The sequence below is a fragment of the Micromonospora sp. LA-10 genome (assembly GCF_051853095.1).
Lineage (GTDB): Bacteria > Actinomycetota > Actinomycetes > Mycobacteriales > Micromonosporaceae > Micromonospora > Micromonospora echinospora_A.
Map to the genome: position 1 here is coordinate 6,155,721 of NZ_CP195710.1, position 26,359 is coordinate 6,182,079.

A 26,359-nucleotide genomic window follows, 5' to 3' on the forward strand; every position below is an offset into this window, starting at 1 on the left:
GGTCAAAGTGTTCGACTCTGATTCATCAGGTTCGACGTCGTCCTTGACCGGGACGCCTATAATCCGGCGCAGATCCGCGACGCGACTACGGACACGGGAAGAGCCATGGGGGGGAGCACGGAACAAGGCGCCGCCGTGCCCGGGGACGCGCCGTTACCGGCCGGCTCCGCCGACGACGCCGTGCCGGGCGCGGTCGCCGAGCCGGCCGACGACGCCGCGGTGCCGCACGACGAGAGCGGCCTGCTGCGGGACATCGCGCGTCAGGGCCGGCGGCTGCTCGACGCGCCGGCCGCCTTCGTCGCGGTCGTGTCCGAGGACGGACCCACGATCACGGTACGGGCGGCGGACGGCCCCGACGAGGGCGGCCCGCTGGACCTGCCCGGTCACCACCCCTCCGGCGCGGCGCTGCTGGACGGGTCGGCGCTGTGGTGCGGGGACGCGGACTCCGGGCCGCCGCCCGACGCCCCGGTGTCCGGATCGGACGACGACGGGCCGCTGCACGCGGTGGTCGCGGTGCGTCTGGGCCACATGCGCGGATACGCTCCCCGCCGGTCCGTCGCCGCGCTGTACCTCGCCGATCGTCGCCCCCGGACGGTCACCGCGGGTGAGCGCGTCCAGCTGACCTCGTTCGCCCGGCTCGCCGGTGCCGCGATGGAGAAGACGCAACTGCTGGACGTCGCGATCGCCCGGCTCTACGGGCTGGAGCAGCAGTCCGCCCGTACCGCCGCCGACCTGGACCGGCTGCGGACGCTGCGCTCGGCGCACTACGGCTTCATCGACCTGGCCGTGGCCCGTGGCGACGCGCGGGCCTTCGTCGTGGAGGCCGACCGGCGCCTCGGCGCGTCGGTGCGGCTGTGCACCGACGACGGTCTCGTGGTCGCCGCGAGCCGGTCCGCCGGGCCGGGCACGCCGGACGGCCGCCGCCTGGTCGTCCCGGTGCTGGCCGGCGACCGGCGGATGGGAGACCTGCTGCTGGAGATGGACAGCCCGCTCGCCGACCCGGACGGGCAGCTCCTGCTCCTGATCGCCCAGGCGGCGGCGGTGATCCTGCGGCAGCTCGACGACAGCCGGGAGAGCCAGGCCCGCCGTGCCCTGCTCAACGAGCTGATCACCACGCCGCAGCCCACTGGCACGCTGGTCGAGCGGGCCCGGCGGCTCGGCGTGCGCCTGGACCGGCCGTACGTCGTGGTGGTGCTGCGGCCGGACGGGGTCAGCCCGCACTGGGCGTCGATGTGGAGCGCGGCGTTCGCCGCCCGTGGTGACGGTCTGTCCGCGCTGCACGACGACGACATCGTGCTGCTGCTGCCGGGTGAGGCCGACCCGGCCGAGATCGCCCGGACGGCCGCGGAGGAGTCGGGCACGCTCTTCGGCCGGCCGGTGACGGCCGCGGCGTCCGACAGCGGTTCCGGGCCGGAGCAGGTGGCGGTGCGCTACCGGCAGGCGCTGCGCTGCCTCGACGTGATGATCATGATGGAGCTGGCCGGTCGCGGCGTGTCGGTACGCGAGCTGGGTTTCCTGCCGATGCTGCTGGCCGGCCGGGAGGGCATCGACCAGTTCATCGACGCCACCCTCCAGCCGGTGCTCGACTACGACCGGCACCGCGACGGCGACCTCGCCCGCACGCTCGACGCGTACTTCGAGGCCGGCCGCAGCCCGACCAACGCGGCGGAGCTGCTGCACATGCACCCGAACACAGTCACCCGGCGGCTGGACCGGGTGAAGCGCCTGCTCGGCCCCACCTGGCAACTCCCGGCGCGGGCGCTGGAGATCCAGCTCGCGCTACGCCTGCACCGCCTGCTCACCGAGCTGTGACGCCGCGCCGTCCGGTACGACAAGGGCCCGCCGCCCGCGCATCTCGCCGTCCTCCACCATCCGGTGCGCCTCCCGCATCGCGGACAGCGGAAGGCGCACCACCTCGCGCGGGCGCAGCCGGCCGGCCGCGAGCAGCCGGTTGATGAAGACGGCCGCCTCCGCGAGCTCCGCGGTCGTGGCGAGCGAGATGACGAAACCGACTATCGACCTGTCGTTCGTGTACAGCTCACCGGCGGGCAGCGCCGGGCGGGTCCGCGCCCCCGCGAGCAGCACGATGCGGCCCCGTACGGCGAGTTGCCCGACCGCCAGGTCCAGGTCGTTGGTCCCGGAGGTGTCCAGGTAGACGTGGACGCCCTCCGGGCACGACGCGGCGAGCCGGTCAGCCAGGTCGGGCGCGGCGTAGTCGACCACCTCGACCGCGCCGGCGGCCCGGCAGAACGCCTCGTCCCGGGGCGCCGCGGTGGCGACCACGCGCGCGCCCAGCGCCGTCGCCGTCGTGATCAACGCGGCGCCGACGTTGCCGCCGCCACCGCCCACCACCACCGTCTCACCGGGTCGCAGGCGGCCGTGCACCGCCAGCGCCAGGTAGGCGGTGGCGGCCGGATGCAGGACGGTGACCGCCTCCGCCGAGGCCGCCGCGGGCAGCGGGTACAGCCGATCCGCGGGCACCACCACCTGCTCGGCGGCCGCGCCCTGACGCCCGCCGTGGCCCAGGCTGTTGCACCAGACCCGGTCGCCGGGACGGAAACCGGCGACGCCGTCACCGGCGTGCGCGACGACGCCCACCACGTCCCGGCCCACCACGAACGGCAGCGGGACCGGCGTACGGTACGTGCCGGCGCGCACGAACGTGTCGACGTGGTTGACGGTGGTGGCGAGCGTGTCGACGAGCACGTCGGTGGGGCCGGGCCGGGGCACGGGCAAGTCGCCGTACCGGATCCCGGTGGCCGGGCCCAGCCGGTCGACGTAGGCGGCCCGCACTGTCGTCATCGGCGGCCTGGCCCGCCGTCGTCGCTCTGGAAGAACGCCATGCGCGAGGACTGGTCCGCGTACGGGCTCAGTGTCGGCGGCTTGTCCAGGACGATCCCGAACCACCGCCGGTACGCCTCCAGGAGCGCGTCGTCGTCGGTGAGCGTCTCGACGGTCCGGCGGTCGCCGGAAATGACTGTCAGCACGTCGCCCTGCAGGGTGACCCGCCCGTCGGCGGTGGGCAGCGTGCAGAACATGTTCCGCAGGAACGGCGAGTCCGGGCAGGTGCGGTACCACCACAGGTTCTGCCGGAAGTCGGACAGGTCGGCCGGCCCGTCGTAGAACCGGTACTGCAACGCGCCGTTGCGGTACACGTCGACGGCTCCGGGCTCGACCCGCTCGGTGGTGAACCGGCCGTGCGGGTCCACATACGGCTCGGCGGCGTCGAGCCGGAACGGGTGACGGCTGTTCTTGCCGAACCCGACGTCGACCAGCCAGCGGGAGCCGGTCTCCGGGAGGTCCACAGTCAGCATCAGATGATTGTGCGGGCCGTTGAACCGCCCGGAGAGCCAAACCCGCCCCTGGTGCAGCGTCACCGCGAAACCCAGCGCCCGCAACAGGAAGAACAGCGAGGTGTTGATCTCGAAGCAGCCGCCGCCGCGGCGCTGGCGGACGACCTTGTCCAGCACCCGCTCGTCCATGTAGATCTCGTGGCCCAGGTGGTAGTCGAGGTTCTCGAACGGCACCGTGAAGGTGTGGCGTTCCTGCAGGTCGCGCAGCGCCGCCAGGTCCGGCCGCTCGGGGCGCGCGGCGCCGATCCGGTCCAGATAGCCCTGCACCTGCTCGTCGGTCAGCACGGCTCAGTCCCGCTCGTACGACATGCGCATCGACTTCTTGGCGTGCGGGCTGGGCTTCGGCGGCGCGTCCAGCTTGATGCCGAAGTACTTGTCGTACGCCGCCAGCAGGTCGTCGTCGTTGCTGAGCCGTTCGATGCGCCGCTCGTCGCCGTCGATGACGACGAGCTTGTTCTCCCGCAGGATGATGCGCCCGTTCTCGGTCGGCAGCGTGCAGGACAGGTTCTGCAGGAACGGCGAGTCCGGTGAGGTGCGGTACCACCACAGGACCTGCATGCCGTCGGCGGCCACGACCGGCTCGTCGTAGAAGCGGTACTGCAGCGCGTCGGCCCGGAAGACGTCGGTGGCGTTGTCGGCGACCCGCTTGGTGGAGAACGTGCCGTGCGGGTCCTCCTGCGCCTGCGGCGACTCCAGCAGCAGCGGGTAGCGGCTGCTGCGGCCCAGGCCGACGTCGCTCAGCCACCGCTGCTCGCCGATGCGCACGGTGGTCACCGAGTGGTTGTACGGCGGAGTGAACTCGTGCCCGAGCCAGACCCGGCCCTGGTGCAGCGTCACGTCGAAGCCCAGCGCCTCCAGCAGGTAGTGGAACGCGTTGTTGATCTCACCGCAGCCGCCGCCGCGGTTCTGGTACACGATCTTCTCGACCACCCGCTCGTCGATGAAGATCTCCTTGCCGAGGTGGTAGTCGATGGTCTCGAACGGCACCGTCAGCTCGTGCTGCGCGTGCAGCAGCCGCAGCGCCTCGGCGTCGAGCCGCTCCGGCCGGGCCACACCGATGCGGTTCAGGTACGCGTCGACAAGCGTGTCGTCGAGCATGTGGTCACTCTCCTGTCGAGGGGAAGCGGGCGAACAGCTTCGCCGCGTTGGACCGGTTGACCGCGGCCCACCACCGCGGATCGAGGTCCGCGTGGCGCGCCACTCCCGCACCGATCGAGGCGCCGAAGGACTCGGGCATGAAGGGGTAGTCGGAGCCGACCAGGACCCGCTCCGGGTCGGCGAACAGCTGCAGGGAGGCGAGCGCGTGCCGGCCGCACATCGCCACGTCGAAGTAGAGGCGGCGGAGCACGGCGAGGGGGTCGTCCGGCAGGCGGTCGGCGAGGTCGCCGTTGATGACCGGGCCGTAGGTGAGCCGGTCGGCGTAGTAGGTGACCCCACCGCCGCCGTGCGGCAGGATGATCCGCAGCTCCGGGAACCGCTCCAGCGTCCCGTTGTAGAGCAGCTGCGCCACCAGCCGCACCGTCTCGAACGGGAACTCGTACAGCGACAGCGGCAGCCCGAAGCTGGGCTGGCCGGCGGCCGGCGGCACCGCCGGGTGGACGAAGATCGGCGTACGCCGCCGCTCGGCCTCGGCCAGCAGCGGGTCGAGCCGGCGGTCGCCGACGTAGAGCCCGTCGTAGTTGGTGAGCAGTCCGAGCCCGTCGAGGCCGAGCACGTCGATCGCGTGCACGAACTCCGCCACGCAGTCGTCGAGGTGGGGGAAGGGCAGCACCGCGAACGCGCCAAAGCGGCCGTCGCCGGCCGCCACGAACTCGGCGAGGTACGCGTTCAGCCGCCGCGCGAGGGTGCGGCTCCGGGCGCGGTCCAGCGAGGGTACTCCCGGCCACAGGCTGACGATCGCGGCGCGTATTCCCTGCCGGTCCATCATGGCGAGGCTGCCCGACCGGCTCCAGGTGGGACGGTCGACTCCGGAAAGAACAGTGGAACCGCCCAATTCGCGAAGCTCGGCGGTATAGAAATCGGGAATAATGTGATGGTGCACGTCGATGGCATCCATCCACGGTGACCCGGCCGGACCGATTACGGGTTTGGCGTCCACATCCGCATCGTGGTGATCGGGGCGCGCCTGGCCAAGGCGGTCGCCGCTAATATGTCACGTCGGTTCCGGCGGTTGCCTGCCCGGTTCGGTTGCCATACATTGACCGCAGGTCTGGTCTGGTGGACCGTCGACACTATTCGCCGCGAAGTCGGTGCCCGTCCTATCGCATTCTTGCGATCGACGGCTGGTGAAGAAATGGACCTGGCGCATGCTTACTTATTCGCGTGGCGATCGGCCGATCGGTGTGCTCGGCACCGGCTCGTACCTGCCCGGCCGGGTGGTCACGAACGACGAGGCGGCCGAGCACGCCGGGGTGACCGGTGACTGGGTGTTCGAGAAGACCGCGATCCGGCACCGGCGGTGGGCCAAGCCGGACGAGGCGACCTCCGACCTGGCGATCGGCGCGGCACGCGTCGCGCTGGCGGACGCCGGCGTCGACGCGGCCGACCTGGCGCTCGTCGTGGTGGCCACCTCGACGCCGGACTCGCCGCAACCTCCCACCGCCAGCGTCGTCGCCCACGAGATCGGCGCCGGCCGGGGCACCGCCGCGTTCGACGTCAACGCGGTGTGCAGCGGCTTCAGCTACGGTCTGGCGGTCGCCGAGCGGCTGGTGACGGCAGCGGGCGACCGGCCGGCGCTGGTGATCGGCGCGGACGTCTACTCGCGCATCCTGTCGCCGCAGGACCGCCGCACCGTGGTCCTCTTCGGCGACGGGGCCGGCGCCGCGGTGATCGGCGTCGGCGGCGCGCACCGGGTCGTGGCCGCCCGGCTGCTCAGCTTCGCCGAGGCACGCGGGCTGATCGGCGTGGCGGCCGGCGGCAGCCGCATGCCGGCCTCGGAGCAGACGCTCCGCGACGGCTCGCACCACTTCCGGATGGACGGCCGCGGGGTGCGCGAATTCATCGACACGCACGTGGTCGCCGGCATCGAGGCGTTCCTGGCCGAGCACGGCGTACCGCCGCACCGGCTCGGGCATCTGGTGCCGCACCAGGCCAACGGCCGGATCCTCGCCTCGATGGCGGAGCGGCTCGGGCTGCCCTTCGACCGGGTCGCCACCACGTACACCGCCTACGGCAACACCGGGGCCGCCGCGGTGCCCATCACCTACGACCAGTTGTGCCGTTCCGGCCGGGTCCGCCCCGGCGACCTCGTGCTGCTCACCGCCTTCGGCGGCGGGATGTCGATGGGGATGACCCTGCTCCAGGCCACCTGAGCCGGGCGGGCGCCGGTGGCCCACGGGCACCGGCGCCCGCCCGCGTCAGGAGGTGCGTCGCAGGGCCGGTTCCGGCCGGCTGTGCATCGCAAGCACCGTGTGCGCCGCCGACGCCAGCGTCACATGGCGGTGCCAGCCCCGGTACGACCGGCCGGTGAAGTCCCGCAGACCCACCTGGTCCCCGGTGGCCTCCAGGTCGTCGGTGACCCGGCGGACGAGCGCCGTCCGGCGGACCAGGTCGGCGAGGCCGATGTCGCCGCGGCTGGTCAGCCACAGCTGGCCGGGCTCGCGGCGGCCCGGCGCGCTCAGCTCCACCAGCAGCAGGGGATCGTGGCTGCGGGTGCTTGGTAGCCGCACCGCGACGGTGCCGGCCAGCACCGGCGGGCTCGCCGCGAGCCCGAAGACCGGCCGGCGCTGGTGCCGCGCGGTCGCCGCCAGGTCGCCGGCCGGCTCAGCGGCCGAACCCGCGGCGGGGACCAGGCGCAGGCCGGCGGGCACCCGGATCAGCACCGGCGCTCCGGCGGCCCGCAGCCGCCGGACCACCGCCTCGACGTCCATCTCCCGCGCGTCCACCACGACCAGCTCACCAGTCGGCGCCCCCAGTTCCAGGTACGTCTCGACAGTGCAGGCCCCGAGCGACTGGGTGACCGCGTCGTCCGGGATGGCCGCGCGCCGCCGGCGCTTCTCGTCGGACAGCCAGTCCTCGTTGAGGTGCAGCCGCCAGTTGACCGGGGTGACGACGTTCGCCGAGGCCGCCCAGAGACCCACCGCGTGCTGCGCGTTGAGGGACTGTCCCAGGCCCGGCGAGTACCGGCGGCCGACACCGACCGAGTGCGTTCCGGCCTTGCGGATCAGCGTCGGGTGCAGCACCCAGGTCCGTGCCCCGCAGAGCCGCGTGACGTGCCGGGCGAGCGCCCGCCGGACCGGCATCCAGTCCCAGGTCGAGTCGCTGACGAAATGGTGCAGCGCCTGCTCCGCGGCGGGTTCCGTGGAGATCGCGGCGATGTTGCGGATCGACTTGCGGCCCCGGGCCAGCAGCAGCCCGCGGACGTACTCCCGGCCGCGCCGTCGCTGATCACTGCGCGGCAGCCCGGCCAGGATGTCGTCACACAGATCCGTCAGGTCCTCGTCCAGCAGCATCCTGCCTCCTCGCGGCGCGGCGGCGAATGCAAACGAGCTTGGAACCCGCGGCGAGGATGGTCGAGGTGCTGCCGGCACCGCCCTCGGGGCCACAGTGGTTGGCCGAGGCGCAGGTCGCCGGGAGGCCCGCGTGGCGGGCGGCGGTCACTTGCCGATGTGCAGCGCCTCCCGGATGAACATCTGCGCGAAGGTCGGCGCGCCGGTGGTGGTCACCACGTCGATGAACTGGCCGACGTGGATGTCCTCGGTTGCCTCCCGGACGAGCAGGTCGGCCAGGTCGGTACGGGAGGTGAACCGGCCGGGGAGCCGGCGCGGCTCGGCCCGGTAGTCGGTGACGCCGTCACCGTCGAAGAGGCCCGCCGGGCGAATGACGGTCCAGTCCAGACCGCTCTCCGCCACCACCTTCTCCATCCGCGCCATGTCGTCGTAGACGGTGCGTCCCATCCGCAGCAGGATGGGCGCGATGATCTTCTTGAAGGTGAACGTCTCGCCCTCGGCGTGCTCGCCGCTGGTGCCGGTCGAGGTCACGCAGACCAGCCGGCGCAGGCCGTGGGCCCGCATCGCGGCGATCATGTTGGCGGCGCCCTGGGAGTAGGTCCGCACGGTCTCCTTCGTGTACGGCACGCCCAGCGCGGAGATCACCGCCTGCTGACCGGCGACGGCGGCGTCGACGGCGGCGGCGTCCAGCACGTCCGCCCCCACCACCCGCAGGCTCTCGCCCCGCAGCGGGAAGGACTCCGGACGCCGGGTCACGGCCGTGACGTCGTGCCCCCGGGACATTGCCATCTCCGTGGCCAGCCGGCCGGTGGGGCCGTTCGCGCCGAACACCACGAGTCTCATCTGGCCTCACCTCTTCGCCGGCGCGAGAGTCGAACGACGGTCCGGCACTCGAACAACGTTCCGGTACCCGTCCAATGTACTACGCTCACGGGCGGAACAGGCAGATTTCGGGCAAGGCAGGTGACGGCATGGCGGAGCGGAGCCGGAGTCTGTGGCTGCGGACCACGTCCCCCGGGCGGCCCGATCCGCCACTGACCGTCGAACGCATCACGGCCGCCGCGGTCGAGCTACTGGACGAGAACGACATCGGGCAGCTCACCATGCGCCGCCTCGCCGACCGCCTGGGCGTCGGCACCACCACGCTGTACTGGCACGTGGACACCAAGGAGGACGTGATCGACCTCGCGGTCGACGCGGTGTTCGCCGCCACGCCGCCACCGCCACCGGGCGACGACTGGCGGGCGGACGTCACGACGCTGCTGACCGAGCGGCGCGCCGCGCTGCTGCGGCACCCGTGGTCGACGGTGATGCGCCGGCGTCCCGCGGTCGGCCCCGGCTTCCTGTCCTGGATGGAGTTCCTCCAGGCCGCCCTGACCCGCGGCGGGTTCACCTCCCGGGACGTCACCGCGGCGAGCTGGGTGCTCTACAGCCACGTCCAGGGCTCCGCGGCCAGCCAGGCCACGCTGCGGTGGTCGGCGGAGGAACGCCGGGAGGGCCAGCTGATGCTGGAGCGGCACAGCGCCCGCTATCCCACCCTGGCCGCGCAGCGGCACCTGCTCGACGACGACTGGGACACGAACTTCACGCTCGGGCTGGCGTACGTGCTCGACGGTCTGACCGCCCGCGCCGGAGTCGGCGCCACCTGACCCCGGACACGCCGAACCGGCCCGCGCCGGGCGGGCCGGTTCACGTCGGAGTCAGAGACCGAACTTCTCCGCCAGCAGCCGGCGGTCCACGTACTTGATCGCCGACGTGGTCTGCTCGCGGCCGATCTTGTACGCGGTGGCCACCTCGACCAGCCGCAGCGCCTGGTACTCGATGGCGGCGAGGTTGTCCTCGTGGACGTTGTTCGCCTCGTGCCGCGAGACGCTGCACGTGCCGTACGGAGCGCCGTTGTTCGGCAGGCCGAGCACCTCCACGCTGGAGCCGTTCGGGACGATCAGCGAGCCCCAGTGGCAGATGCAGTTGTGCAGCGCCAGGATGGCCGCCTGCTGACCGGCGTGCGGCATCGAGCCGGACGCGAAGACGGACACCACCTTGTTCGCCAGATCACCCGGGATCGCGACCGGTCCGGAGTGGTCGATGAAGTCGAGGATCTGCGGAGCCGGCAGGCCGTAGTGCACCGGAGTGCCGATCATGATGGCGTCCGCCGCGACCAGGTCCGCGAGGGTGGCCACCGGAACGTCGGCGGTCTCGGCGTTGAGCTCCGCGTACGCCTTGTGGTCGAGCACCATCGGACTGGGCAGGTCGGGCACCTTGTAGAGCTGCGCCTCCGCGCCGGCCTTCACCGCCGCTGCCGCGGCGGCCACGGCCATCTGGTAGGTATTCCCGCTGCGGGAGTGGAAGATGATTGCCACCTTGATCACAGGAACGCTCCTCACGAGTCGATGCGCCTGGGCATCGCATGGACCATCTACGGGCATCCTGTCGGCCGCGACCCGTACGGCAAACGGCGCGGATCTTAGTTAGTCACCTCGGCGTCCACAGGGCCCGCGACCTGACAGAACCGGCTCGTCGCCGTTGACCGGTCCGTCCTGATCCGGGTGTGCTGCGCCCATGTCGAACGCTTCCGCGGAACAGTCCGCCGCACCCACCGACCCCGCCGCGCTCCTGCCCCTGTTCGAGCGCGCGTTCAACAACCGCGATCTCGACCAGCTGGAGCGGCTCTACGAGCCGGACGCCCTGCTGATCCTCGCCCCCGGCACGGTCCTGACCGGCGAGGAGAGGCGCGCGCGCAGCCGGGAGGAGCAGCACTTCCTGCCGATCAAGGTCGCCGTCCGCCACCAGTACGTCACCGGCGACATCGCTCTGGTGATCAACGACTACGTCCACGAGGGAACCGGGCCCGACGGCACCCCGCTCCGGATCGAGGGCACCGCCGTCGACGTGCTCCGGCGCGGCGCGGACGGCGCCTGGCGCTGCGTCATCAGCAACCCCGCCGGCCTGGGCACCGCCGGTCCCGCCGCATCCTGACGACTGTCGACACCGGGCCGCAGCGGCGCCGGTGACCGGCCGGCCGGCTGCACCGGCAGACCAGGTGGAGCCGGCCCGCCGGGGAGCGACCGCGCCCGGCCGGCCCGCCCGCCCGCGAGGGCATCCCAGCCGTCAGCCCGTCAGGCGGGCGACGATGTCGACGGCCGGCCCCGGCGCGGCGGACGCGAAACCGGTCCCGGCCCACAGGTTCAGCGCCTCGGCGTCACCGAGACGCGCGGCCGCGGCCCGGATCGGCGCGGTCAGGTGGTGCACCGCCGGGTAGGCGACCGGCGCCGCCTCGGAGTAGGCGTCGGTGAAGCGGTTACGCAGGGCCCGCGCCGGATGACCGGTGAACGCCCGGGTGACCACGGTCCGGCGGAAGTCGCCGGAGAGCATCGCGGCGCGTTGCGCCGGCCGGGTGCCGGCCTCGTCGGCCAGCAGGAACGCGGTGCCGCTCTGGACCGCCGCCGCGCCGGCCGCGCGCAGCCGCGCGACATCCTCGGCGGACGACGTCCCGCCGGCCACGACGACCGGCAGGTCGGTGACCGCCCGTACGGCGGCGAGCAGGTCCCGCGCCTCGCCGCGTGGCCGGTAGCCGGCCGGATCGGTGGTCGAGGCGTGCCCGCCCGCCGTGCCCGCCTGCGCGACGAGCGCGTCCGGGCCGGCGGCGACCGCCCGGCGGCCCTCGTCGGCCGAGGTGACGGTGATCAGCACGTAGCATCCGGCGTCGCGCAGCGCCCGCACCACGCCCGCCGGCGGTACGCCGAACGCGAAGCTCACGAGCGGGACCGCGTACGCCACCGCCACGTCCACCTTCGCGGCGAAGTGGTCGTCGTCGTGGAGGCGCGGCGGCGGAAGATCCACCCCGTACCGCTCCGCCTCCGGCAGCAGCAACCGGCGGTACGCCCCCACCGGCGCCGGGTCCGGCTCGGCCGGGGTCGGCACGAAGATGTTGAGTCCGTACGGCACGCCGGCCGCGCGCACGGCGCGTATCTCGTGTTCGACGGCCTCGGGGGACTGGTAGCCGGCGGCGAGGAAGCCGACCGAGCCGGCCCGGGCGGCGGCCGTGACCAGCGCCGGGTTCGACGGACCTCCGGCCATCGGGGCGACCACGAGGGGAGGAAGCAGCTCGGGCATGGCGTGACCCTACGTCGGTTCCGGACGACAGCGAGTGCGGGGAACCCGTCCAGGGGTTCCCCGCACTCTTTGGGGGAAGGGGCTCAGATCCTGGCCGCTTCCTCGACCCCGGCCGGGGGAACCGGGGCCGTCTTCGCCCGCCGTCCGGGCATCCACCAGTTGGCCTTGCCGCACAGCTCCATCACCGCCGGGACGAGGATCATCCGGACGATGGTGGCGTCGACGAACACCGCCACGGCCATACCCAGGCCGACCTGCTTGACCGAGACGTCGGGACCGAGCATGCCGGTGGTGAAGACGGCGATCATGATGGCGGCGGCCGCCGTGATCACCTTTGCGGTCCGGGCCAGACCGCGGGTCACCGCCTGGCGGGTGTTGCCGGTGCGCTCGTACTCCTCGCGGATCCGCGAGATCAGGAAGACCTCGTAGTCCATGGAGAGGCCGAACAGCAGCGGGAACATCATCATCGGCACCCATGTCGTGATCGGCATGGAGGTGGGGAAGCCGAGGGCGGACCCGAGCCAGCCCCACTGCACGATCGCCACCAGCACACCGAAGGAGGCGCCGATGGACAGCAGGTTCATCACCGCCGCCTGGAGCGCGATGGTGACCGACCGCACCAGCACGACGAGCAGCAGCAGGGACAGCAGGATGACCACGGTGATCATCACGGGCAGCCGCGAGCTGGTCTCCTCCGCGAGGTCGATCGCGCCGGCGTTCGGGCCGCCGAGATACACCTCGCGGCCGCCGGACGCCGCGGGCAGCACGTCGTCGCGCAACTTGTGCACCAGATCCGCGGTGGCCTCGTCCTGGGCGCCGGTACGGGGGAAGGCCATGAAGACGGCGGCCTGCCCGTCCTGGCTGATCCGGGGCGGCGTGGCGTACGCGACGCCCTCGGTGCCGCTCACCGCGGCGACGACCGGGCCGAGGTCGCTGTTCCCGTCGCCGACCTCGGTGGCGAAGATCAGGGGAGCGCCGTAGCCGGGGCCGAAGCCCTCGGACAGGATCTCGTACGAGGTGTAGCTGCTGCGGTCACGGGGCTGGACGCTGGCGTCGGGCAGGCTCAGCCGCATCGACAGCATCGGCGCGGTCAGCACCAGCAGGACCGCGGTGGCCAGGAGCGCGGCGGTGACAGGACGGCGCTGGACCACGCCGGCCCAGCGCTCGGCGAGCGTGCGGCGCTGCTGCTTCGACGAGTCGGCGTCGGTCTGGCGAAGGGGGCCCCGGCGCGGCACGCGCAGACCCTGGATCTTGTAGCCGGCGAAGCCCAGGAAGGCCGGCATCAGCGTGACCGCGGCGATCATCGTCACCAGCACTGTCGCCGACGCCCCGAGCGCGACGCCGTTCATCATCTTCTGGCCCATGGCGATCAGGCCCAGCAGCGCGATCATCACCGTGGTGCCCGCGAAGAGGACGGCGTGACCGGCGGTGGTGATGGCCTTGACGGTGGCGCTCTCGGGGTCGTCCCCCTCCACCAGGCTGTCCTTGTAGCGGGTCAGGATGAACAACGCGTAGTCGATGCCGACACCGAGGCCGATCAGCACCGCGATGAGCACCGTGAAGTCCGGCGAGGGAACCAGGTGCCCGACGAGCTTCATCAGCGCGACCCCGCCGAGCACCGCCAGCAACGCGGTCACGATCGGCAGGCCCATCGCCACGAGCGAGCCGAAGGCGAGGAACAGGATCACCGCGGCGGTCACCACGCCGACCGCCTCGGCCGGGCCCTGCGGCGGCGTCTCGGCCTTCTCCGCCCGCTCACCGCCCAGCCCCAGCGTCACGCCGTCGCCGGAGGCGTCCTTGACCGTGTCGACGAGCGGCTTGGCCTCGGCCTTCTCCACGTCCATCGAGGTCAGCGGGATCGTCGTCCGGGCGATGCGGCGGTCGGAGGTGACCAGGTTGCGGTCGTCGTAGGGCGACACGATCGGCCCGGTCACCGGTGAGGCGTCCAGATCGGAGATGACCTTCTCGATCTTCTGCCGGGCCGCCGGGTCGTCGATCCCCCGCTCGGCCTTGATGGCCAGGGTGAGGGTGTCTCCCCGCTGCTCGGGGAAGTGCTTCTCGATCAGGGCCTGGGCTCGTGCCGAGTGGGAGTCTCCGCCGGAGTAGACGTTGTCCGGGGCGGCGCCGTAGCGGAAGCCCAGGAACGCCAGCGCGATGACGCCGACGACCCAGGTCAGGAGCACCAGTCGACGACGCCGGTAACAGAACCGCGCCAATCCCGCCAGAACTCCGTCTGTGCGGGGAGTCTCGGTAGGCATCATCTTCTCCTCAAGTCAATAAGCGCTCTACCTAATGGTCGTGAACAGGCACTTCTGTGTCGCCGTACGGATGCAGGCACTTCCTGGCTGCTGCTACCACGTTTGCGGTACTCCATTTGCAGTACACCTGTCGGTATCCGGTCAGCGCCGTATCCTGCGCTTTCTCTGTCGGCAGAGCGGCGCGGTCACCCGCCGCCGCCGATGCGCCCGGGGACCGGTCGGGTCCGGACCGCCCGGCGCGGCGCCGTTGCACGGCCGAAGCCTGTTTCACCTGTTCAATGGGGTCGTCAGGAGTTCGGCCCGCCGGTCCGGGCGGCTCGCGGCGAGGGCTATTTCGGTCATGCGAGCGAGTTCTGCCAATCGTGGCATTGTTTAGTTAAGTCCGATATCAGCGGGATGCTGCCTGATATATGACGGCTGCGCCCGGGCCTGCCGGATAGCTATGATGAGCGACGACGGTGATCGATGGCAAATGTTGTTGCTGTGGGGTAGCGTCACCGCCGAGTCCAGGCTTTTCTTGAGCTGTGTGCGCATATTCCGGGGGGATTATGACAACGGGACGGCCGCGGGAGAACCAGGCGACAGACGCAGCACGAAATCCGGTGTTCGCCGCCGGGGGGCCGGCGTCCCAGCCGTGGGGCGAAGGGAGCGACGAGCAGGTCCTGCGCGAGATCCTCGGGGTCGACGTGCACCGCGAGGTGATTGACTTCGCGAGCGGCGCCGGCGGAAATCCGCACCTGGTCGCCGAACTCGCACGCGGGCTCGCCGAAGAGGGATTGATCCGGGAAAGAAACGGTCGGGCGGAATTGGTGTCCCGGCGAATTCCCCGGCGCGTGCTGAGTTTCGTCATGCGGCGATTGAATGATGTCAGCGCCGGCTGTCAGCAGTTCTTGAAGGTGGCCGCCGCATTGGGCAGATCCTTCATGCTGGAGGACGTTTCGAGAATGCTGGGCCGATCGTCGGCGGCCCTGCTCCCGCCGGTGGACGAGGCGATCGCCTCAGGCTTCGTCGTCACCGCCGAGCATCAGCTCGCCTTTCAGAGCGACTTCCTGCTGCGCGGCATCATCGAGTCCATTCCCGGGCCCGCCCGCGACGCCTTACGACGTGAGGCGATGAGCCTTTCCGGGCGACGGCGCCCGGCGGCCGACCGGAATCGCCGGTCGGACGCCGCGCCTGCCGCGCCGGTGAGCGCGGCCAGGGAGGACGCCACCGGATCCTGTTCCCGGGCGCACCGCCTGATAATGAACGGGAACGCGAAAGCCGGTATACGCGTCGCCGAGGCGGTTCTCGCCGGCCCGGCCGCGTCGCCGGCCGCCCGGCGTGACGCGGAGGCGTGTCTGGTGCTGGCCGATCTCCTGCTCGGCGGGGAGGGCGGCGACCCGGTGACCGAGGCGATCCTGCGCGAACGCGACGCCGAGTCCGGTGACGCCGCGCTGGCGATGGCGCTGACCGCCCGGTCCACCGGGCTGTGGTCGGCGGGAAAGCTGGCGGAGGGCCTGAAGCTGGGACGGGCGGCGGTGCGGGCGGGCGCGGAGGCCGAACCGGTGTGGCGCCTGCACGCCCAGCTCGCGCTCGCCGGGAAACTCGCGAACCTCCGCGAGTTCGACGAGGCCGAGGCACTGATCAACGAGGCGGAAGCGGGTCTGCGCGGACTGCCCGCGCCGATCTGGACTGCCGCGCCGGCGGTGATGCGGGCCCGGTTGCTGCTCCAGGCGGGGCGGATCGGGGACGCGCGCCGCGAGGCGGCGCTGGCCACCACCGCCGTGGAGGGGGACGCGGTGCCGATGCTGCGGCCCCTCGCCTACGCGGTGCTCAGCACCGCCTCCTTCTACATGGGGGACCTGCCCGCCGCGATCGAGTACCTCAGGCTGGGGCAGCGGGACGCGGACCGCCACGTGGTCCTCGACTCGGTGCAGTACTCCTGGGCCGAAGTGCTGATCACGGTCAAGCAGGAAGGCCCGCGGGCCGCCGCCCAGCTGCTGGCGGGCAAGCACCACCGCCTGCCGACGCAGCGCCGCCTCTACGTCGAGGTGCCGAGCGCCGCCGCCTTCCTGGTCCTGCTCGCCCGCGACGTGGACGACCGTGACCTCGAACGCCGCGTCCTCGACACGGTCAACGGGCTCGCCGCGGACAACCCCGGAATCCAGGTCGCCAGCCTCACCGCCATGCACGCCCACGCGCTGGCGAACAGCGCCCCGGCGGCCCTGTCGCTCATCATCGTGCAGTCGCGGGACCCGATCTCGGTGGCGCTGGCCACCGAGGAACTCGCCAAGCTCTACGCCGCGCAGGCCCAGGCGGGGGGACGGCCGGTGACGCCGGCCCGCCCGGAGGAGACCGGCACCCCACCGGCGAGCTGCTGGTCGACCCTGTCCGACATGGAGCAGCGGATCGCCTACCTGGTGAGCGTGGGTCTGACGAACCGGCAGATCGCCAAGCAGGTCCACCTGTCCGCGCACACGGTCAACTACCACCTGCGGAAGATCTACCGGAAGCTGGGTTTCAACACCCGGGCCGAGCTGGCGCACGCCGCGGCCACGTACTCCAGCCGGGCGGCGATCTACTCCATGAGCGGCGACCAGGACTGGGGCGCCGGTTCCATGACCGGCAAGGCCAGCTGAACCGCATTCCCGGCGTCCGCCGGTCGAACCGCGCCCCGGCGTACGCCGGTCGGCCGGTTCAGCCGGCGGACGCCGGTTGGCGTGTGGTGGCCAGCGCCGGCCGGACCGCCTCGTGCGCGATGAAGCAGCGGGTCAGTTCCACCCGGCTGTTGATGTCGAGCTTGGAGAAGACGCGCCGCAGGTGGCTGTCGACGGTGTGCGGGGACAGGAACAGCGAACTCGCCGCCTCGCGGTTGGTCATCCCGTCCACGATGGCCCGTACGACCCGCAGCTCCGCGCTGGTCAGGCTCTCCCACCCCGACCGCGGCCGGTCGGGGACCAACGGGCGGACGTTGTGTGCCGGCAGGCCACGCAGCTCGGCCTCCACGCGCTCCAGGTCGCGTCGCGCGCCGCACTCCCGGTAGGCGTCCGTCGCGGCTTCGAGCAGACGGGTGGCCTCGGCCCGGTCCCGGGTGCTACGGGCCGCGTCCTCCACCGCGGCGGCCGCCGCGAGCGTACGGCCGGCGAGCCGGTGCAGATCGGCGGCCCGCAGCAGCGCCGCCGGGTCGTCGCGCAGGAGACCCGCTGCGTGCTCGGCCGCCGCCGCCAGCGACTGGACGAACGGGTTGCCGCGGGCGACGCGCCGGGCGACCTCCACGGCCCGCTCGGCCTCCGCGTCGAGCCCCGCCCGGTGGGCGTGGCGTACGAGCGTCGCTGCGGCGGCCGGCGCCTCGGTGAACAGCAGCGGATCGGGTACGACCTGCCCGGCGACGTTGATCAGCGTCTGCACCATCATCGCCGGACGGCCGCTGGCCGCATGGAACCGGGCCAGCGCCCAGTCCATCCGCGCCGCGTCGTCGGCGGATGCCAGCCGCTCGGCCGCCCGCAACTGGTCGCTGGCCGTGGCGAGGTCACCGTGGTGCACGCTCAGGTGGGCCAGGACCAGGCGCGCCGGTACGCAGTCGGCCGGCCGGGAGTGGTCGGCGGCCCGCAGCGCCGCCTCCGCCTCGGCGCGTGCCTCGTCCAGCCGCCCGGCCGCCGCCAGCAGCTCGGCCCGGTGGCCGCGCCAGAGCGACTCCGAGCCGGTGTGCGAGGGCTCCTGCGCCAGTGGTCGTACGGCGTCCAGCACCGCCTGCGCCTCGTCGAGCTGATCGGCCGCGCCCAGCGCCCGGACCAGCCAGGTCCACAGCGGCCGCCGGCCGGGCGCGCAGCCCGGTGACGGGCGCCGGGGCTCCGGCCCGGCGGGGGCGGCGCCGCCGAGGTGCTTCGTGGTGTCCGCGAGCGCCCGGTCGAGCTTGGCGCGGTCCAGCTCGCACACGTCGTGGCGGGCCTGCGTGCGCCGCAGGAAGCCGGCCGCCAGGCGGTGGCTGCCGGCGGCCCGCATGCCGTGTCCGAGTTCGAGCACGAGTTGCGCCTCGGCGTCCGCCGGGAGGTCACGGCGGAGGATCACCTCCGCGAGGCGGCCGGCCTCGGCGGCCCGTCCCGCCCCGGCCAGCAGGCGCAGCGCGCGGGCCAGCGCTCGCGGCGCCTCGGCGGATCTGGTTTCCAGGTGGGACACGGCGGCCGCCACCACCTCGTCGCACCCGCATCGGCCGGAGCGCGGCCCCGCTGTCGCGGCGGGCGCGGCCGTGTCCGGCGCGGAGCGCGTGACGCGTAGGCCGGCGGGGGAGTGGGTCGGCACGGGCCGCGGATCGGGCCGCCCGCGCCGGACCGGGTCGCCCGCCGCCGGCGCGGGCGCCGATGCGGGCCCGGCGCGTTCCGGTTCCGGATACGCGGCGTGGCGAAGCGCCTCGCCGAGTACCTGGTGGGCGAAGGTCAGCTCCGCGCCGTCGCGCCGCATCAGCCCGACCCGTACCGCCTCGTCGATCGCGGCGGACACGTCGGCGGCGGACCCGTCGAGCAGGCCCGTCACCCGGTCGACGGGGAACGTGTGGCCGAGCCGGCTGCCGGCCGTGAGCAGGCGCCGCAGCGGGGGCGGCAGTTCCTCCAGCAGCCCGCGGACGGCGGCGGGGACACCGTCGGGCAGCTCGTCGGACAATACCGACGCCGCCCCGTCCACGATGATCATCTGGCCGGCCTTGATGAACGCGCTGAAGACGATCTCCATCACCTTCGGGTTGCCGCCGCAGCGGGCCGCCCAGCGCAGGACGGAGGCGTCCGGCCGGGCGCCGAGGATGCCGGCGCACAGGTCCGCCACCGCCTCCTCGCCCGGCTCGCGCAGCCGTACCCGTACCGCGGCGTGCTCGGCCAGCCAGTCGACGGCGTGCTGGGCGATCGACCCGGCGGCAACCGGCCGGCGGGCCAGCAGCCAGAGCACCGGCGAGGACGCCAGCCGCGGCACGAGCCCGCGCAGCGCGAGGGCGCTGACGTCGTCGATGCGCTGTGCGTCGTCCAGGGCGACCACGAGCGGGCGCCGGCGCGCCGCGACCTCGACCAGGTCGCCGACCCGGTCGATCAGCCAGAACGGGTTGGCGCCCGGCTGGGCGAGCTGCTCGACCGCCGCTTCGCCGGGCATCGCGTGGCGCAGGAAATTGACGAGCAGGTGAACGGGCACCGGCTGATCAGTGACGCTCGCCCGCCCGGCCACCACTGTCAGCCCGCGGGCCGCCGCCTCCAGGCCGGTGACCTTCAGCAGGTGGGTCTTGCCGATGCCGAACGGCCCGTCGACGACGACGCAGCCCCCGGATCCCCGCACGGTGGCGTCGAGCAGTTCCCCCAATGAGGACAATTCCTGCTCGCGCCCCGCCATGCGATTCATGATGACCATCCCGTTTTCCTCTGCTGAATCGTCCGACGTGCGCCGCGAGCCGATGTCCCACCGCGTTCGACCGTCCGTCTTGGACAGTTGAACGCCGGACCGGGGCGGGCTACTCAGTTATACGGGATCTGCGGCCGTTCGTCGGCGACGTCGCTGGCAGCGCGCACTACTCGCGTGAGTAGTGGGCAGGGTGACGGGCCGCGATTACTGTCAGGCCATGCCGGACTCGGCGTGCCGGCGCGGACGAAATGGCGGCGCCGATGGGGAGATCGGCGTCGTTTCCGCGCCGGCGCAAACGTCCGGAACGGAATCGACTAATCGCCGCTCGACGCGACTGGTCCAGCGAATCCAGGGGAGTCCGAGATGCGTGAGTGTAATGGTGACTGCCGTCTTGATCGGGAGACGCGGGCATGACCGTCGGATATCTCGGGACGGTCACCGACTCGGCGCCCGTCGACGCCGCGCTGCGGGACTTCTTCGCCGAGCGCCGCGCCGAGGCACATGAGCTCGGCGACGACTTCGCGGCCCTGGTCGCCGAGCTGGAGAGCTACGTCCTGCGGGGCGGCAAGCGCATCCGGCCCGCCTTCGCCTGGCTGGGCTGGATCGGCGCCGGCGGCGACCCGGAGGACCCGGTGGCCGGCGCGGTGCTGAACGCCTGCGCCGGGTTCGAGCTGCTGCACGCGTCCGGCCTCATCCACGACGACATCATCGACGCGTCCCAGACCCGCCGCGGCCATCCCGCCGCGCACGTCGCGTACGCCGAACGGCATCGGGCGCGGCGCTTCTCCGGTGACCCGGGAACGTTCGGCACCGGCACCGCCATCCTGATCGGAGACCTGGTCCTGATCTGGGCCGACGTGCTGGTCCGCGCCTCCGGCCTGCCGGCCGACGCGCACGTGCGGGTCTCGCCGGTGTGGTCGGCGGTGCGCTCCGAGGTCATGTACGGCCAGCTGCTCGATCTGATCAGCCAGGTGAGCCGGAGCGAGGACGTCGACGCGGCGCTGCGTATCAACCAGTACAAGACCGCGTCGTACACGGTGGAGCGGCCACTGCAGTTCGGCGCCGCGATCGCCGGCGCGGACGACGACCTCTTCGCCGCCTACCGGGCCTTCGGCGCCGACGTGGGTATCGCCTTCCAGCTGCGCGACGACCTGCTCGGCGTGTTCGGCGACCCGGTGGTGACGGGCAAGCCGTCCGGCGACGACCTGCGGGAGGGCAAGCGGACGGTCCTGCTCGCCACGGCGCTCAAGCGCGCCGACGAACGGGACCCGGACGCGGCGGCCTACCTGCGGGCGAAGGTCGGCACGGACCTCGCGGACGAGGAGATCGCCCGCATCCGCGCCATCTTCCGCGACGTCGGCGCGGTCGAGGAGATCGAGCGGCAGATCTCGCTGCGCACCGAGCGGGCGCTGGCCGCGCTGGAGGCGAGCAGCGCCACCGCCCCCGCGAAACATCAGCTCGCCGACATGGCGATCAAGGCCACCCAGCGGGCCCAGTGATGTCCACGGAACCGGTGACCGTCGTCGCCCGCGGCGTCCTCGACGGCCGGAATGACGGGCCGGGCCGCCTCGGCACCGGCCGCGCCCACGGCAAGGCCATCCTGCTGGGCGAACACGCCGTCGTGTACGGCGCTCCGGCGCTCGCCGTCCCCGTGCCGCAACTGACCGCCGTGGCGAAGGCGCGGCGGGCCGGCGGCGACGGCGGCGACGAGATCTCCTTCGCCATCGCCGGACTGGAGAGCCCGGAGGTGACGTCGCTGCCCACCGACGGCCTGCAACATCTGGTGACGGAGTTCCGTCAGCGGGCCGCCGTCACCGAGCCGATGCGCGTCGACGTGCTCGTCGACTGCGCCATCCCGCAGGGCCGGGGGCTCGGGTCGAGCGCCGCCTGCGCCCGCGCCGCAGTGCTGGCCCTCGCGGACGCGTTCGACCGCCGCCTCGACGCCGCCACGGTGTTCGATCTGGTGCAGACCTCGGAGAACGTGGCGCACGGCCGGGCCAGCGGCATCGACGCCCTGGCCACCGGCGCGACCGCGCCGCTGATCTTCCGCAACGGCGTGGGCCGGGAACTGCCGGTCGCCATGGCGGGCGCCGCGCGTGCCGCGCGACTGCCGGGCCCGGCCGGCTTCGACGCGGTGCTCGTCATCGCCGACAGCGGCGTCAGCGGCAGCACCCGCGACGCCGTGGAGTTGCTGCGGGGCGCCTTCGAGCGCTCCCCGCGCACGCGCGACGAGTTCGTCAGCCGCGTGACCAGCCTGACCGAGGCGGCGGCGCACGACCTGCTCCAGGGCCGGGTCGCCGACTTCGGCGCGCGGCTGACCGAGAACCACCGGCTGTTGCGAGACGTCGGCATCAGCACCGACCGGATCGACCGGATGGTCGACGCCGCGCTCGCGGCGGGCAGCCCGGGCGCCAAGATCAGTGGCGGTGGGCTGGGCGGCTGCATGATCGCGCTGGCCGGGGACCGCCGGGAGTCCGCGGCGGTGGTGCGGAGCGTCCAGCAGGCCGGCGCCGTCCGCACCTGGACCGTCCCGATGGGGAGGTTCACCGGCCATGACGACTGACCACCGGGCGGAGCCGTCCGCGCCCGCGCTCGACCGGCCGGCGACCGCCGTGGCCCATCCGAACATCGCGCTGATCAAGTACTGGGGCAAGCGCGACGAGCAGCTGATGATCCCGTACGCCGACAGCCTGTCGATGACGCTCGACGTCTTCCCGACCACCACCACCGTCCGGATCGACAGCGGCGCGACGGCCGACGAGGTCGTCCTCGACGGTTCGCCCGCCGACGGCGAACGGCGGGAACGCGTGGTCACCTTCCTGGAACTGGTACGGAAGCTGGCCGGGCGCACGGAACGGGCCTGCGTCGACACCCGCAACTCCGTGCCCACCGGCGCCGGCCTGGCGTCCTCGGCGAGCGGATTCGCCGCTCTCGCACTCGCCGGCGCCGCCGCGTACGGCCTCGACCTGGACACCACCGCGCTGTCCCGCCTGGCCCGGCGGGGATCCGTGTCGGCCTCCCGGTCGATCTTCGGCGGCTTCGCGATGTGCCACGCGGGCCCGGGCGCCGGGGCCACCGCGGACCTCGGCTCCTACGCCGAGCCGGTGCCGGTCGCGCCCTTCGACGTCGCGCTGGTGATCGCGATCGTCGACGCCGGGCCGAAGGCGGTGTCGAGCCGCGAGGGGATGCGGCGAACCGTCCGTACCTCCCCGCTCTATCCGTCGTGGGTCGCCTCCGGCCGCGCCGACCTGGCCGAGATGCGGGCCGCGCTGCTCCAGGGAGACCTGGACGCCGTCGGCGAGATCGCCGAACGCAACGCCCTCGGCATGCACGCCACCATGCTGGCCGCCCGGCCGGCGGTGCGCTACCTGGCACCGGTCACGGTGGCCGTGCTCGACGCCGTGCTGCGCCTGCGCGCCGACGGCGTCTCCGCCTACGCCACGATGGACGCGGGACCGAACGTCAAGGTGCTCTGCCGCCGCGCGGACGCCGACCGGGTGGCCGACACCCTGCGCGACGCCGCGCCGGGCTGCGCCGTTGTCGTCGCCGGACCGGGGCCGGCGGCCCGGCCGGACCCGGGCAGCCGGCCGTGACTCCTCCGGGCGCCGTGCGCCGCCACGCGCCGGGCAAGCTGTTCATCGCCGGTGAGTACGCGGTGCTGGAGCCGGGGCACCCGGCGCTGCTGGTGGCGGTCGACCGGGGAGTGGACGTCACCGTCTCCGGCGCCGACGCCCACCTCGTTGTCGACTCCGACCTCTGCCCGGAGCAGGCGCGTCTGCGGTGGCGGGACGGCCGGCTCGTCGGCGCGGACGACGGGCAGCCGGCGCCAGACGCCCTCGGCGCCGTGGTCTCGGCGATCGAGGTGGTCGGCGAACTCCTGGCCGGGCGAGGGCTGCGCCCGCTGCCGATGCGGGTGGCGATCACCAGCCGGCTGCACCGGGGCGGAACGAAGTTCGGCCTCGGGTCGAGCGGAGCGGTGACAGTCGCCGCGGTGACCGCGGTGGCCGCGTACCACGGGGTGGAGCTGTCCCTCGAATCGCGCTTCCGGCTGGCGATGCTGGCGACGGTGCGCGACGGCGCCGACGCCTCCGGCGGTGATCTGGCCGCGAGCGTCTGGGGCGGCTGGCTCGCCTACCAGGCGCCCGACCGCGCGGCCGTGCGGGAGATGGCGCGGCGGTGCGGCGTCGAGGCGACGATGCGCGCGCCCTGGCCGGGCCTGCGGGTCCGGCGGCTGCCGCCACCGCGTGGCCTCGCGCTGGAGGTGGGCTGGACCGGCGAGCCGGCCAGCAGCAGCACGCTGACCGGGCGGCTGGCCGCCTCCCGGTGGCGGGGCAGCGCGGCACGATGGAGCTTCACCAGCCGGAGCCAGGAGTGCGTCCGTACCGCCATCGACGCGCTGGAGCGGGGCGACGACCAGGAACTGCTGCATCAGGTCCGGCGGGCCCGGCACGTGCTTGCCGAGCTGGACGACGAGGTCCGGCTCGGCATCTTCACCCCCCGGCTGACGGCGCTGTGCGACGCCGCCGAGACCGTCGGCGGCGCGGCCAAGCCGTCCGGCGCCGGTGGCGGGGACTGCGGCATCGCGTTGCTGGACGCCACCGCCGCGACGCAGACCGCGCGGCTGCGCGAGCAGTGGGCCGCCGCCGGGGTGCTCCCCATGCCGATCCAGGTCCATCAGACGAACGGGAGCGCGTGATGATCGCCAACCGCAAGGACGACCACGTCCGGCTCGCCGCCGAGCAGCAGGACCGGCTCGGCGGTCACCACGAGTTCGACGACGTGTCCTTCGTGCACCACGCCCTGGCCGGCATCGACCGGTCCGACGTCTCGCTGGCCACCTCGTTCGGCGGCATCGACTGGCCGGTGCCGCTGTGCATCAACGCGATGACCGGCGGCAGCACCAAGACCGGCCTGATCAACCGGGACCTGGCGATCGCGGCCCGGGAGACCGGCGTACCCATCGCCACCGGGTCGATGAGCGCCTACTTCGCCGACGAGTCGGTGGCCGAGACGTTCAGCGTGATGCGCCGGGAGAACCCCGACGGGTTCATCATGGCCAACGTCAACGCCACCGCCTCCGTCGAGCGGGCCCGGCGGGCCGTCGACCTGATGCGGGCCGACGCGCTGCAGATCCACCTGAACACCATCCAGGAGACGGTGATGCCGGAGGGGGACCGGTCGTTCGCCGCCTGGGGGCCGCGGATCGAGGAGATCGTCGCCGGCGTCGGTGTGCCGGTGATCGTCAAGGAGGTCGGCTTCGGGCTCAGCCGCGAGACGCTGCTGCGGCTGCGGGACATGGGCGTCCGGGTCGCCGACGTCGCCGGCCGCGGCGGCACGAACTTCGCGCGGATCGAGAACGACCGGCGCGACGCCGCCGACTACTCCTTCCTGGACGGGTGGGGGCAGTCGACACCCGCCTGCCTGCTCGACGCCCAGGGCGTGGACCTGCCCGTGCTGGCCTCCGGCGGCATCCGCAACCCGCTCGACGTGGTTCGCGGGCTGGCGCTCGGCGCCGGCGCCGCCGGGGCGTCCGGACTGTTCCTGCGCACGCTCCTGGACGGCGGCGTGCCGGCGCTGCTGTCGCTGATCTCCACCTGGCTCGACCAGATCGAAGCCCTGATGACCGCCCTGGGCGCGCGGACCCCGGCCGACCTGACCCGCTGCGACCTGCTGATCCAGGGCCGGCTCAACGCGTTCTGCGCGGCCCGGGGCATCGACACCCACCGCCTCGCCACCCGCTCCGGCGCCACCCACGAGATGATCGGAGGCATTCGATGAACGACGCGATCGCCGGTGTGCCCATGAAATGGGTAGGTCCCGTGCGGATCTCGGGAAACGTGGCGCAGATCGAGACGGAGGTTCCGCTCGCCACGTACGAGTCGCCGCTCTGGCCGTCCGTCGGCCGGGGCGCGAAGATCTCCCGGATGGTCGAGGCGGGCATCGTCGCCACGCTCGTCGACGAGCGAATGACCCGCTCGGTGTTCGTGCGCGCCAAGGACGCGCAGACCGCCTACCTGGCCTCGCTGGAGGTCGACGCGCGGTTCGACGAACTGCGTGACATCGTGCGCACCTGCGGCAGGTTCGTCGAGCTGATCGGGTTCCACCACGAGATCACCGCGAATCTGCTGTTCCTGCGGTTCAGTTTCACCACCGGCGACGCGTCCGGGCACAACATGGCGACGCTGGCCGCCGACGCGCTGCTGAAGCACATCCTGGACACCATTCCGGGAATCTCGTACGGCTCGATCTCGGGCAACTACTGCACCGACAAGAAGGCCACCGCGATAAACGGCATTCTCGGCCGGGGCAAGAACGTGGTCACCGAGCTGCTCGTACCGCGGGAGATCGTCCACCAGAGACTGCACACGGCGGCGGCCGCGATCGCCCAGCTGAACGTGCACAAGAACATGATCGGCACGTTGCTCGCCGGCGGTATCCGCTCGGCCAACGCCCATTACGCGAACATGCTGCTCGGGTTCTACCTGGCGACGGGCCAGGACGCCGCGAACATCGTCGAGGGCTCCCAGGGCGTGACTGTCGCCGAGGACCGCGACGGCGACCTCTACTTCTCCTGCACGCTGCCCAACCTGATCGTGGGCACCGTCGGCAACGGCAAGGGGCTCGGCTTCGTCGAGGAGAACCTGGAGCGGCTCGGCTGCCGCGCCTCGCGTGATCCGGGGGAGAACGCCCGCCGGCTCGCGGTCATCGCGGCCGCGACGGTGCTCTGCGGCGAACTGTCCCTGCTCGCCGCGCAGACCAACCCCGGCGAGCTGATGCGGGCGCACGTCCTGCTGGAACGCCCGACCGAGACCACGAAGATCGGAGCCTGACG

The 26,359-nt window shown here is 72.8% G+C and carries 21 protein-coding genes; 11 read left to right on the top strand and 10 right to left on the bottom strand.

The genetic code is table 11. The annotated features are described in order from the left end of the window. Window positions 1–135 precede the first annotated feature (135 nt). Window positions 136–1,812 carry a helix-turn-helix domain-containing protein gene (locus ACSDG8_RS28580; protein ID WP_210892049.1) on the top strand — a complete coding sequence of 559 codons (1,677 nt, stop codon included), beginning with the start codon at window positions 136–138 and terminating at the stop codon, window positions 1,810–1,812. Here the strand turns inward: ACSDG8_RS28580 and ACSDG8_RS28585 are convergent. From ACSDG8_RS28585 to ACSDG8_RS28600, 4 genes are read right to left on the bottom strand one after another with little or no spacing between them, the layout of a single operon-like run. Continuing rightward, window positions 1,780–2,802, bottom strand: a complete 1,023-nt coding sequence (locus ACSDG8_RS28585) for an NADPH:quinone reductase (RefSeq protein WP_247678069.1) — start codon at window positions 2,800–2,802, stop codon at window positions 1,780–1,782. The two genes, ACSDG8_RS28580 and ACSDG8_RS28585, sit on opposite strands and share 33 nt — an antisense overlap. Beyond that, a complete protein-coding gene (locus tag ACSDG8_RS28590) occupies window positions 2,799–3,638 on the bottom strand; it encodes an arylamine N-acetyltransferase family protein (protein ID WP_210892051.1) in 840 nt (279 codons plus the stop codon). Before ACSDG8_RS28590 ends, ACSDG8_RS28585 begins: the two co-directional genes overlap by 4 nt. Window positions 3,639–3,641: 3 nt before the next feature. Then, window positions 3,642–4,451: an arylamine N-acetyltransferase family protein gene (locus ACSDG8_RS28595; RefSeq protein ID WP_210892054.1), complete on the bottom strand. Its 810-nt coding sequence runs from the start codon at window positions 4,449–4,451 to the stop codon at window positions 3,642–3,644. Window positions 4,452–4,455: 4 nt separating this feature from the next. Continuing rightward, window positions 4,456–5,409, bottom strand: a complete 954-nt coding sequence (locus ACSDG8_RS28600) for an amidohydrolase family protein (protein WP_439428079.1) — start codon at window positions 5,407–5,409, stop codon at window positions 4,456–4,458. Window positions 5,410–5,659: 250 nt separating this feature from the next. Here ACSDG8_RS28600 and ACSDG8_RS28605 point away from each other — a divergent pair, with 250 nt between their 5' ends. Continuing rightward, window positions 5,660–6,664 (top strand): 3-oxoacyl-ACP synthase III family protein, encoded by a 1,005-nt coding sequence (locus ACSDG8_RS28605; RefSeq protein WP_439427406.1) that lies wholly within the window; start codon window positions 5,660–5,662, stop codon window positions 6,662–6,664. Between the two features lie 45 nt (window positions 6,665–6,709). Here the strand turns inward: ACSDG8_RS28605 and ACSDG8_RS28610 are convergent, their stop codons facing one another. Together ACSDG8_RS28610 and ACSDG8_RS28615 are read right to left on the bottom strand one after the other, a co-directional pair. Next, the gene (locus ACSDG8_RS28610) at window positions 6,710–7,804 is read right to left on the bottom strand and encodes an IS701 family transposase (RefSeq protein ID WP_439427407.1); all 1,095 of its coding nucleotides are present in this window, start codon (window positions 7,802–7,804) and stop codon (window positions 6,710–6,712) included. A gap of 144 nt (window positions 7,805–7,948) precedes the next feature. Next, window positions 7,949–8,644 carry an NAD(P)-dependent oxidoreductase gene (locus tag ACSDG8_RS28615; RefSeq protein WP_210892060.1) on the bottom strand — a complete coding sequence of 232 codons (696 nt, stop codon included), beginning with the start codon at window positions 8,642–8,644 and terminating at the stop codon, window positions 7,949–7,951. 128 nt (window positions 8,645–8,772) lie between these two features. Between ACSDG8_RS28615 and ACSDG8_RS28620 the strand changes: the two genes are divergently transcribed. Further along, complete coding sequence (locus ACSDG8_RS28620; RefSeq protein ID WP_439427408.1) at window positions 8,773–9,450, top strand: TetR/AcrR family transcriptional regulator C-terminal domain-containing protein; 678 nt, start codon at window positions 8,773–8,775, stop codon at window positions 9,448–9,450. Between the two features lie 51 nt (window positions 9,451–9,501). Here the strand turns inward: ACSDG8_RS28620 and ACSDG8_RS28625 are convergent, their stop codons facing one another. Then, window positions 9,502–10,170: an NAD(P)H-dependent oxidoreductase gene (locus tag ACSDG8_RS28625; protein WP_084212922.1), complete on the bottom strand. Its 669-nt coding sequence runs from the start codon at window positions 10,168–10,170 to the stop codon at window positions 9,502–9,504. A gap of 190 nt (window positions 10,171–10,360) precedes the next feature. Between ACSDG8_RS28625 and ACSDG8_RS28630 the strand changes: the two genes are divergently transcribed. After that, the gene (locus tag ACSDG8_RS28630) at window positions 10,361–10,777 is read left to right on the top strand and encodes a YybH family protein (RefSeq protein ID WP_439427409.1); all 417 of its coding nucleotides are present in this window, start codon (window positions 10,361–10,363) and stop codon (window positions 10,775–10,777) included. A 132-nt stretch (window positions 10,778–10,909) separates the two neighbouring features. Here ACSDG8_RS28630 and ACSDG8_RS28635 read toward each other — a convergent pair whose 3' ends face one another. Both ACSDG8_RS28635 and ACSDG8_RS28640 read right to left on the bottom strand, forming a co-directional pair. After that, window positions 10,910–11,914: a nitronate monooxygenase gene (locus ACSDG8_RS28635; RefSeq protein ID WP_439427410.1), complete on the bottom strand. Its 1,005-nt coding sequence runs from the start codon at window positions 11,912–11,914 to the stop codon at window positions 10,910–10,912. 83 nt (window positions 11,915–11,997) lie between these two features. Then, window positions 11,998–14,097: an MMPL family transporter gene (locus ACSDG8_RS28640; protein WP_439427411.1), complete on the bottom strand. Its 2,100-nt coding sequence runs from the start codon at window positions 14,095–14,097 to the stop codon at window positions 11,998–12,000. A 1,019-nt stretch (window positions 14,098–15,116) separates the two neighbouring features. Here ACSDG8_RS28640 and ACSDG8_RS28645 point away from each other — a divergent pair. Then, window positions 15,117–16,790, top strand: coding sequence for a LuxR family transcriptional regulator (locus ACSDG8_RS28645; RefSeq protein WP_210892076.1), 1,674 nt, complete (start codon window positions 15,117–15,119; stop codon window positions 16,788–16,790). A 58-nt stretch (window positions 16,791–16,848) separates the two neighbouring features. Here the strand turns inward: ACSDG8_RS28645 and ACSDG8_RS28650 are convergent, their stop codons facing one another. Next, window positions 16,849–19,518, bottom strand: coding sequence for a helix-turn-helix transcriptional regulator (locus ACSDG8_RS28650; protein WP_210892078.1), 2,670 nt, complete (start codon window positions 19,516–19,518; stop codon window positions 16,849–16,851). 419 nt (window positions 19,519–19,937) lie between these two features. On the opposite strand from ACSDG8_RS28650, the gene ACSDG8_RS28655 reads away from it, so the two are divergent. The 6 genes from ACSDG8_RS28655 to ACSDG8_RS28680 are packed head-to-tail and all read left to right on the top strand — an operon-like array spanning window position 19,938 to window position 26,357. Beyond that, the gene (locus ACSDG8_RS28655; protein WP_439427412.1) at window positions 19,938–21,026 is read left to right on the top strand and encodes a polyprenyl synthetase family protein; all 1,089 of its coding nucleotides are present in this window, start codon (window positions 19,938–19,940) and stop codon (window positions 21,024–21,026) included. Further along, complete coding sequence (mvk, locus tag ACSDG8_RS28660; protein WP_439427413.1) at window positions 21,026–22,090, top strand: mevalonate kinase; 1,065 nt, start codon at window positions 21,026–21,028, stop codon at window positions 22,088–22,090. The genes ACSDG8_RS28655 and mvk overlap by 1 nt, the downstream gene beginning before the upstream one ends. Next, the gene (mvaD, locus tag ACSDG8_RS28665; RefSeq protein ID WP_439427414.1) at window positions 22,080–23,120 is read left to right on the top strand and encodes a diphosphomevalonate decarboxylase; all 1,041 of its coding nucleotides are present in this window, start codon (window positions 22,080–22,082) and stop codon (window positions 23,118–23,120) included. Before mvk ends, mvaD begins: the two co-directional genes overlap by 11 nt. Then, a complete protein-coding gene (locus ACSDG8_RS28670) occupies window positions 23,117–24,223 on the top strand; it encodes a phosphomevalonate kinase (RefSeq protein WP_439427415.1) in 1,107 nt (368 codons plus the stop codon). Before mvaD ends, ACSDG8_RS28670 begins: the two co-directional genes overlap by 4 nt. Next, window positions 24,223–25,305: a type 2 isopentenyl-diphosphate Delta-isomerase gene (gene fni, locus ACSDG8_RS28675; RefSeq protein ID WP_210892088.1), complete on the top strand. Its 1,083-nt coding sequence runs from the start codon at window positions 24,223–24,225 to the stop codon at window positions 25,303–25,305. The genes ACSDG8_RS28670 and fni overlap by 1 nt, the downstream gene beginning before the upstream one ends. A gap of 41 nt (window positions 25,306–25,346) precedes the next feature. Beyond that, window positions 25,347–26,357: a hydroxymethylglutaryl-CoA reductase gene (locus ACSDG8_RS28680; protein ID WP_439427416.1), complete on the top strand. Its 1,011-nt coding sequence runs from the start codon at window positions 25,347–25,349 to the stop codon at window positions 26,355–26,357. Window positions 26,358–26,359 lie beyond the last annotated feature (2 nt).

Bases quoted from the DNA above. Each gene is read 5' to 3' on its own strand.
- mvk (WP_439427413.1), top strand. From the start codon at position 21,026: ATGTCCACGGAACCGGTGACCGTCGTCGCCCGCGGCGTCCTCGACGGC.
- ACSDG8_RS28655 (WP_439427412.1), top strand. From the start codon at position 19,938: ATGACCGTCGGATATCTCGGGACGGTCACCGACTCGGCGCCCGTCGAC.
- mvaD (WP_439427414.1), top strand. From the start codon at position 22,080: ATGACGACTGACCACCGGGCGGAGCCGTCCGCGCCCGCGCTCGACCGG.
- ACSDG8_RS28645 (WP_210892076.1), top strand. From the start codon at position 15,117: ATGCTGGGCCGATCGTCGGCGGCCCTGCTCCCGCCGGTGGACGAGGCG.
- ACSDG8_RS28600 (WP_439428079.1), bottom strand. From the start codon at position 5,409: ATGGATGCCATCGACGTGCACCATCACATTATTCCCGATTTCTATACC.
- ACSDG8_RS28615 (WP_210892060.1), bottom strand. From the start codon at position 8,644: ATGAGACTCGTGGTGTTCGGCGCGAACGGCCCCACCGGCCGGCTGGCC.
- ACSDG8_RS28585 (WP_247678069.1), bottom strand. From the start codon at position 2,802: ATGACGACAGTGCGGGCCGCCTACGTCGACCGGCTGGGCCCGGCCACC.
- ACSDG8_RS28620 (WP_439427408.1), top strand. From the start codon at position 8,773: ATGGCGGAGCGGAGCCGGAGTCTGTGGCTGCGGACCACGTCCCCCGGG.
- ACSDG8_RS28610 (WP_439427407.1), bottom strand. From the start codon at position 7,804: ATGCTGCTGGACGAGGACCTGACGGATCTGTGTGACGACATCCTGGCC.
- fni (WP_210892088.1), top strand. From the start codon at position 24,223: ATGATCGCCAACCGCAAGGACGACCACGTCCGGCTCGCCGCCGAGCAG.
- ACSDG8_RS28635 (WP_439427410.1), bottom strand. From the start codon at position 11,914: ATGCCCGAGCTGCTTCCTCCCCTCGTGGTCGCCCCGATGGCCGGAGGT.
- ACSDG8_RS28630 (WP_439427409.1), top strand. From the start codon at position 10,361: ATGTCGAACGCTTCCGCGGAACAGTCCGCCGCACCCACCGACCCCGCC.
- ACSDG8_RS28650 (WP_210892078.1), bottom strand. From the start codon at position 19,518: ATGGCGGGGCGCGAGCAGGAATTGTCCTCATTGGGGGAACTGCTCGAC.
- ACSDG8_RS28605 (WP_439427406.1), top strand. From the start codon at position 5,660: ATGCTTACTTATTCGCGTGGCGATCGGCCGATCGGTGTGCTCGGCACC.
- ACSDG8_RS28595 (WP_210892054.1), bottom strand. From the start codon at position 4,451: ATGCTCGACGACACGCTTGTCGACGCGTACCTGAACCGCATCGGTGTG.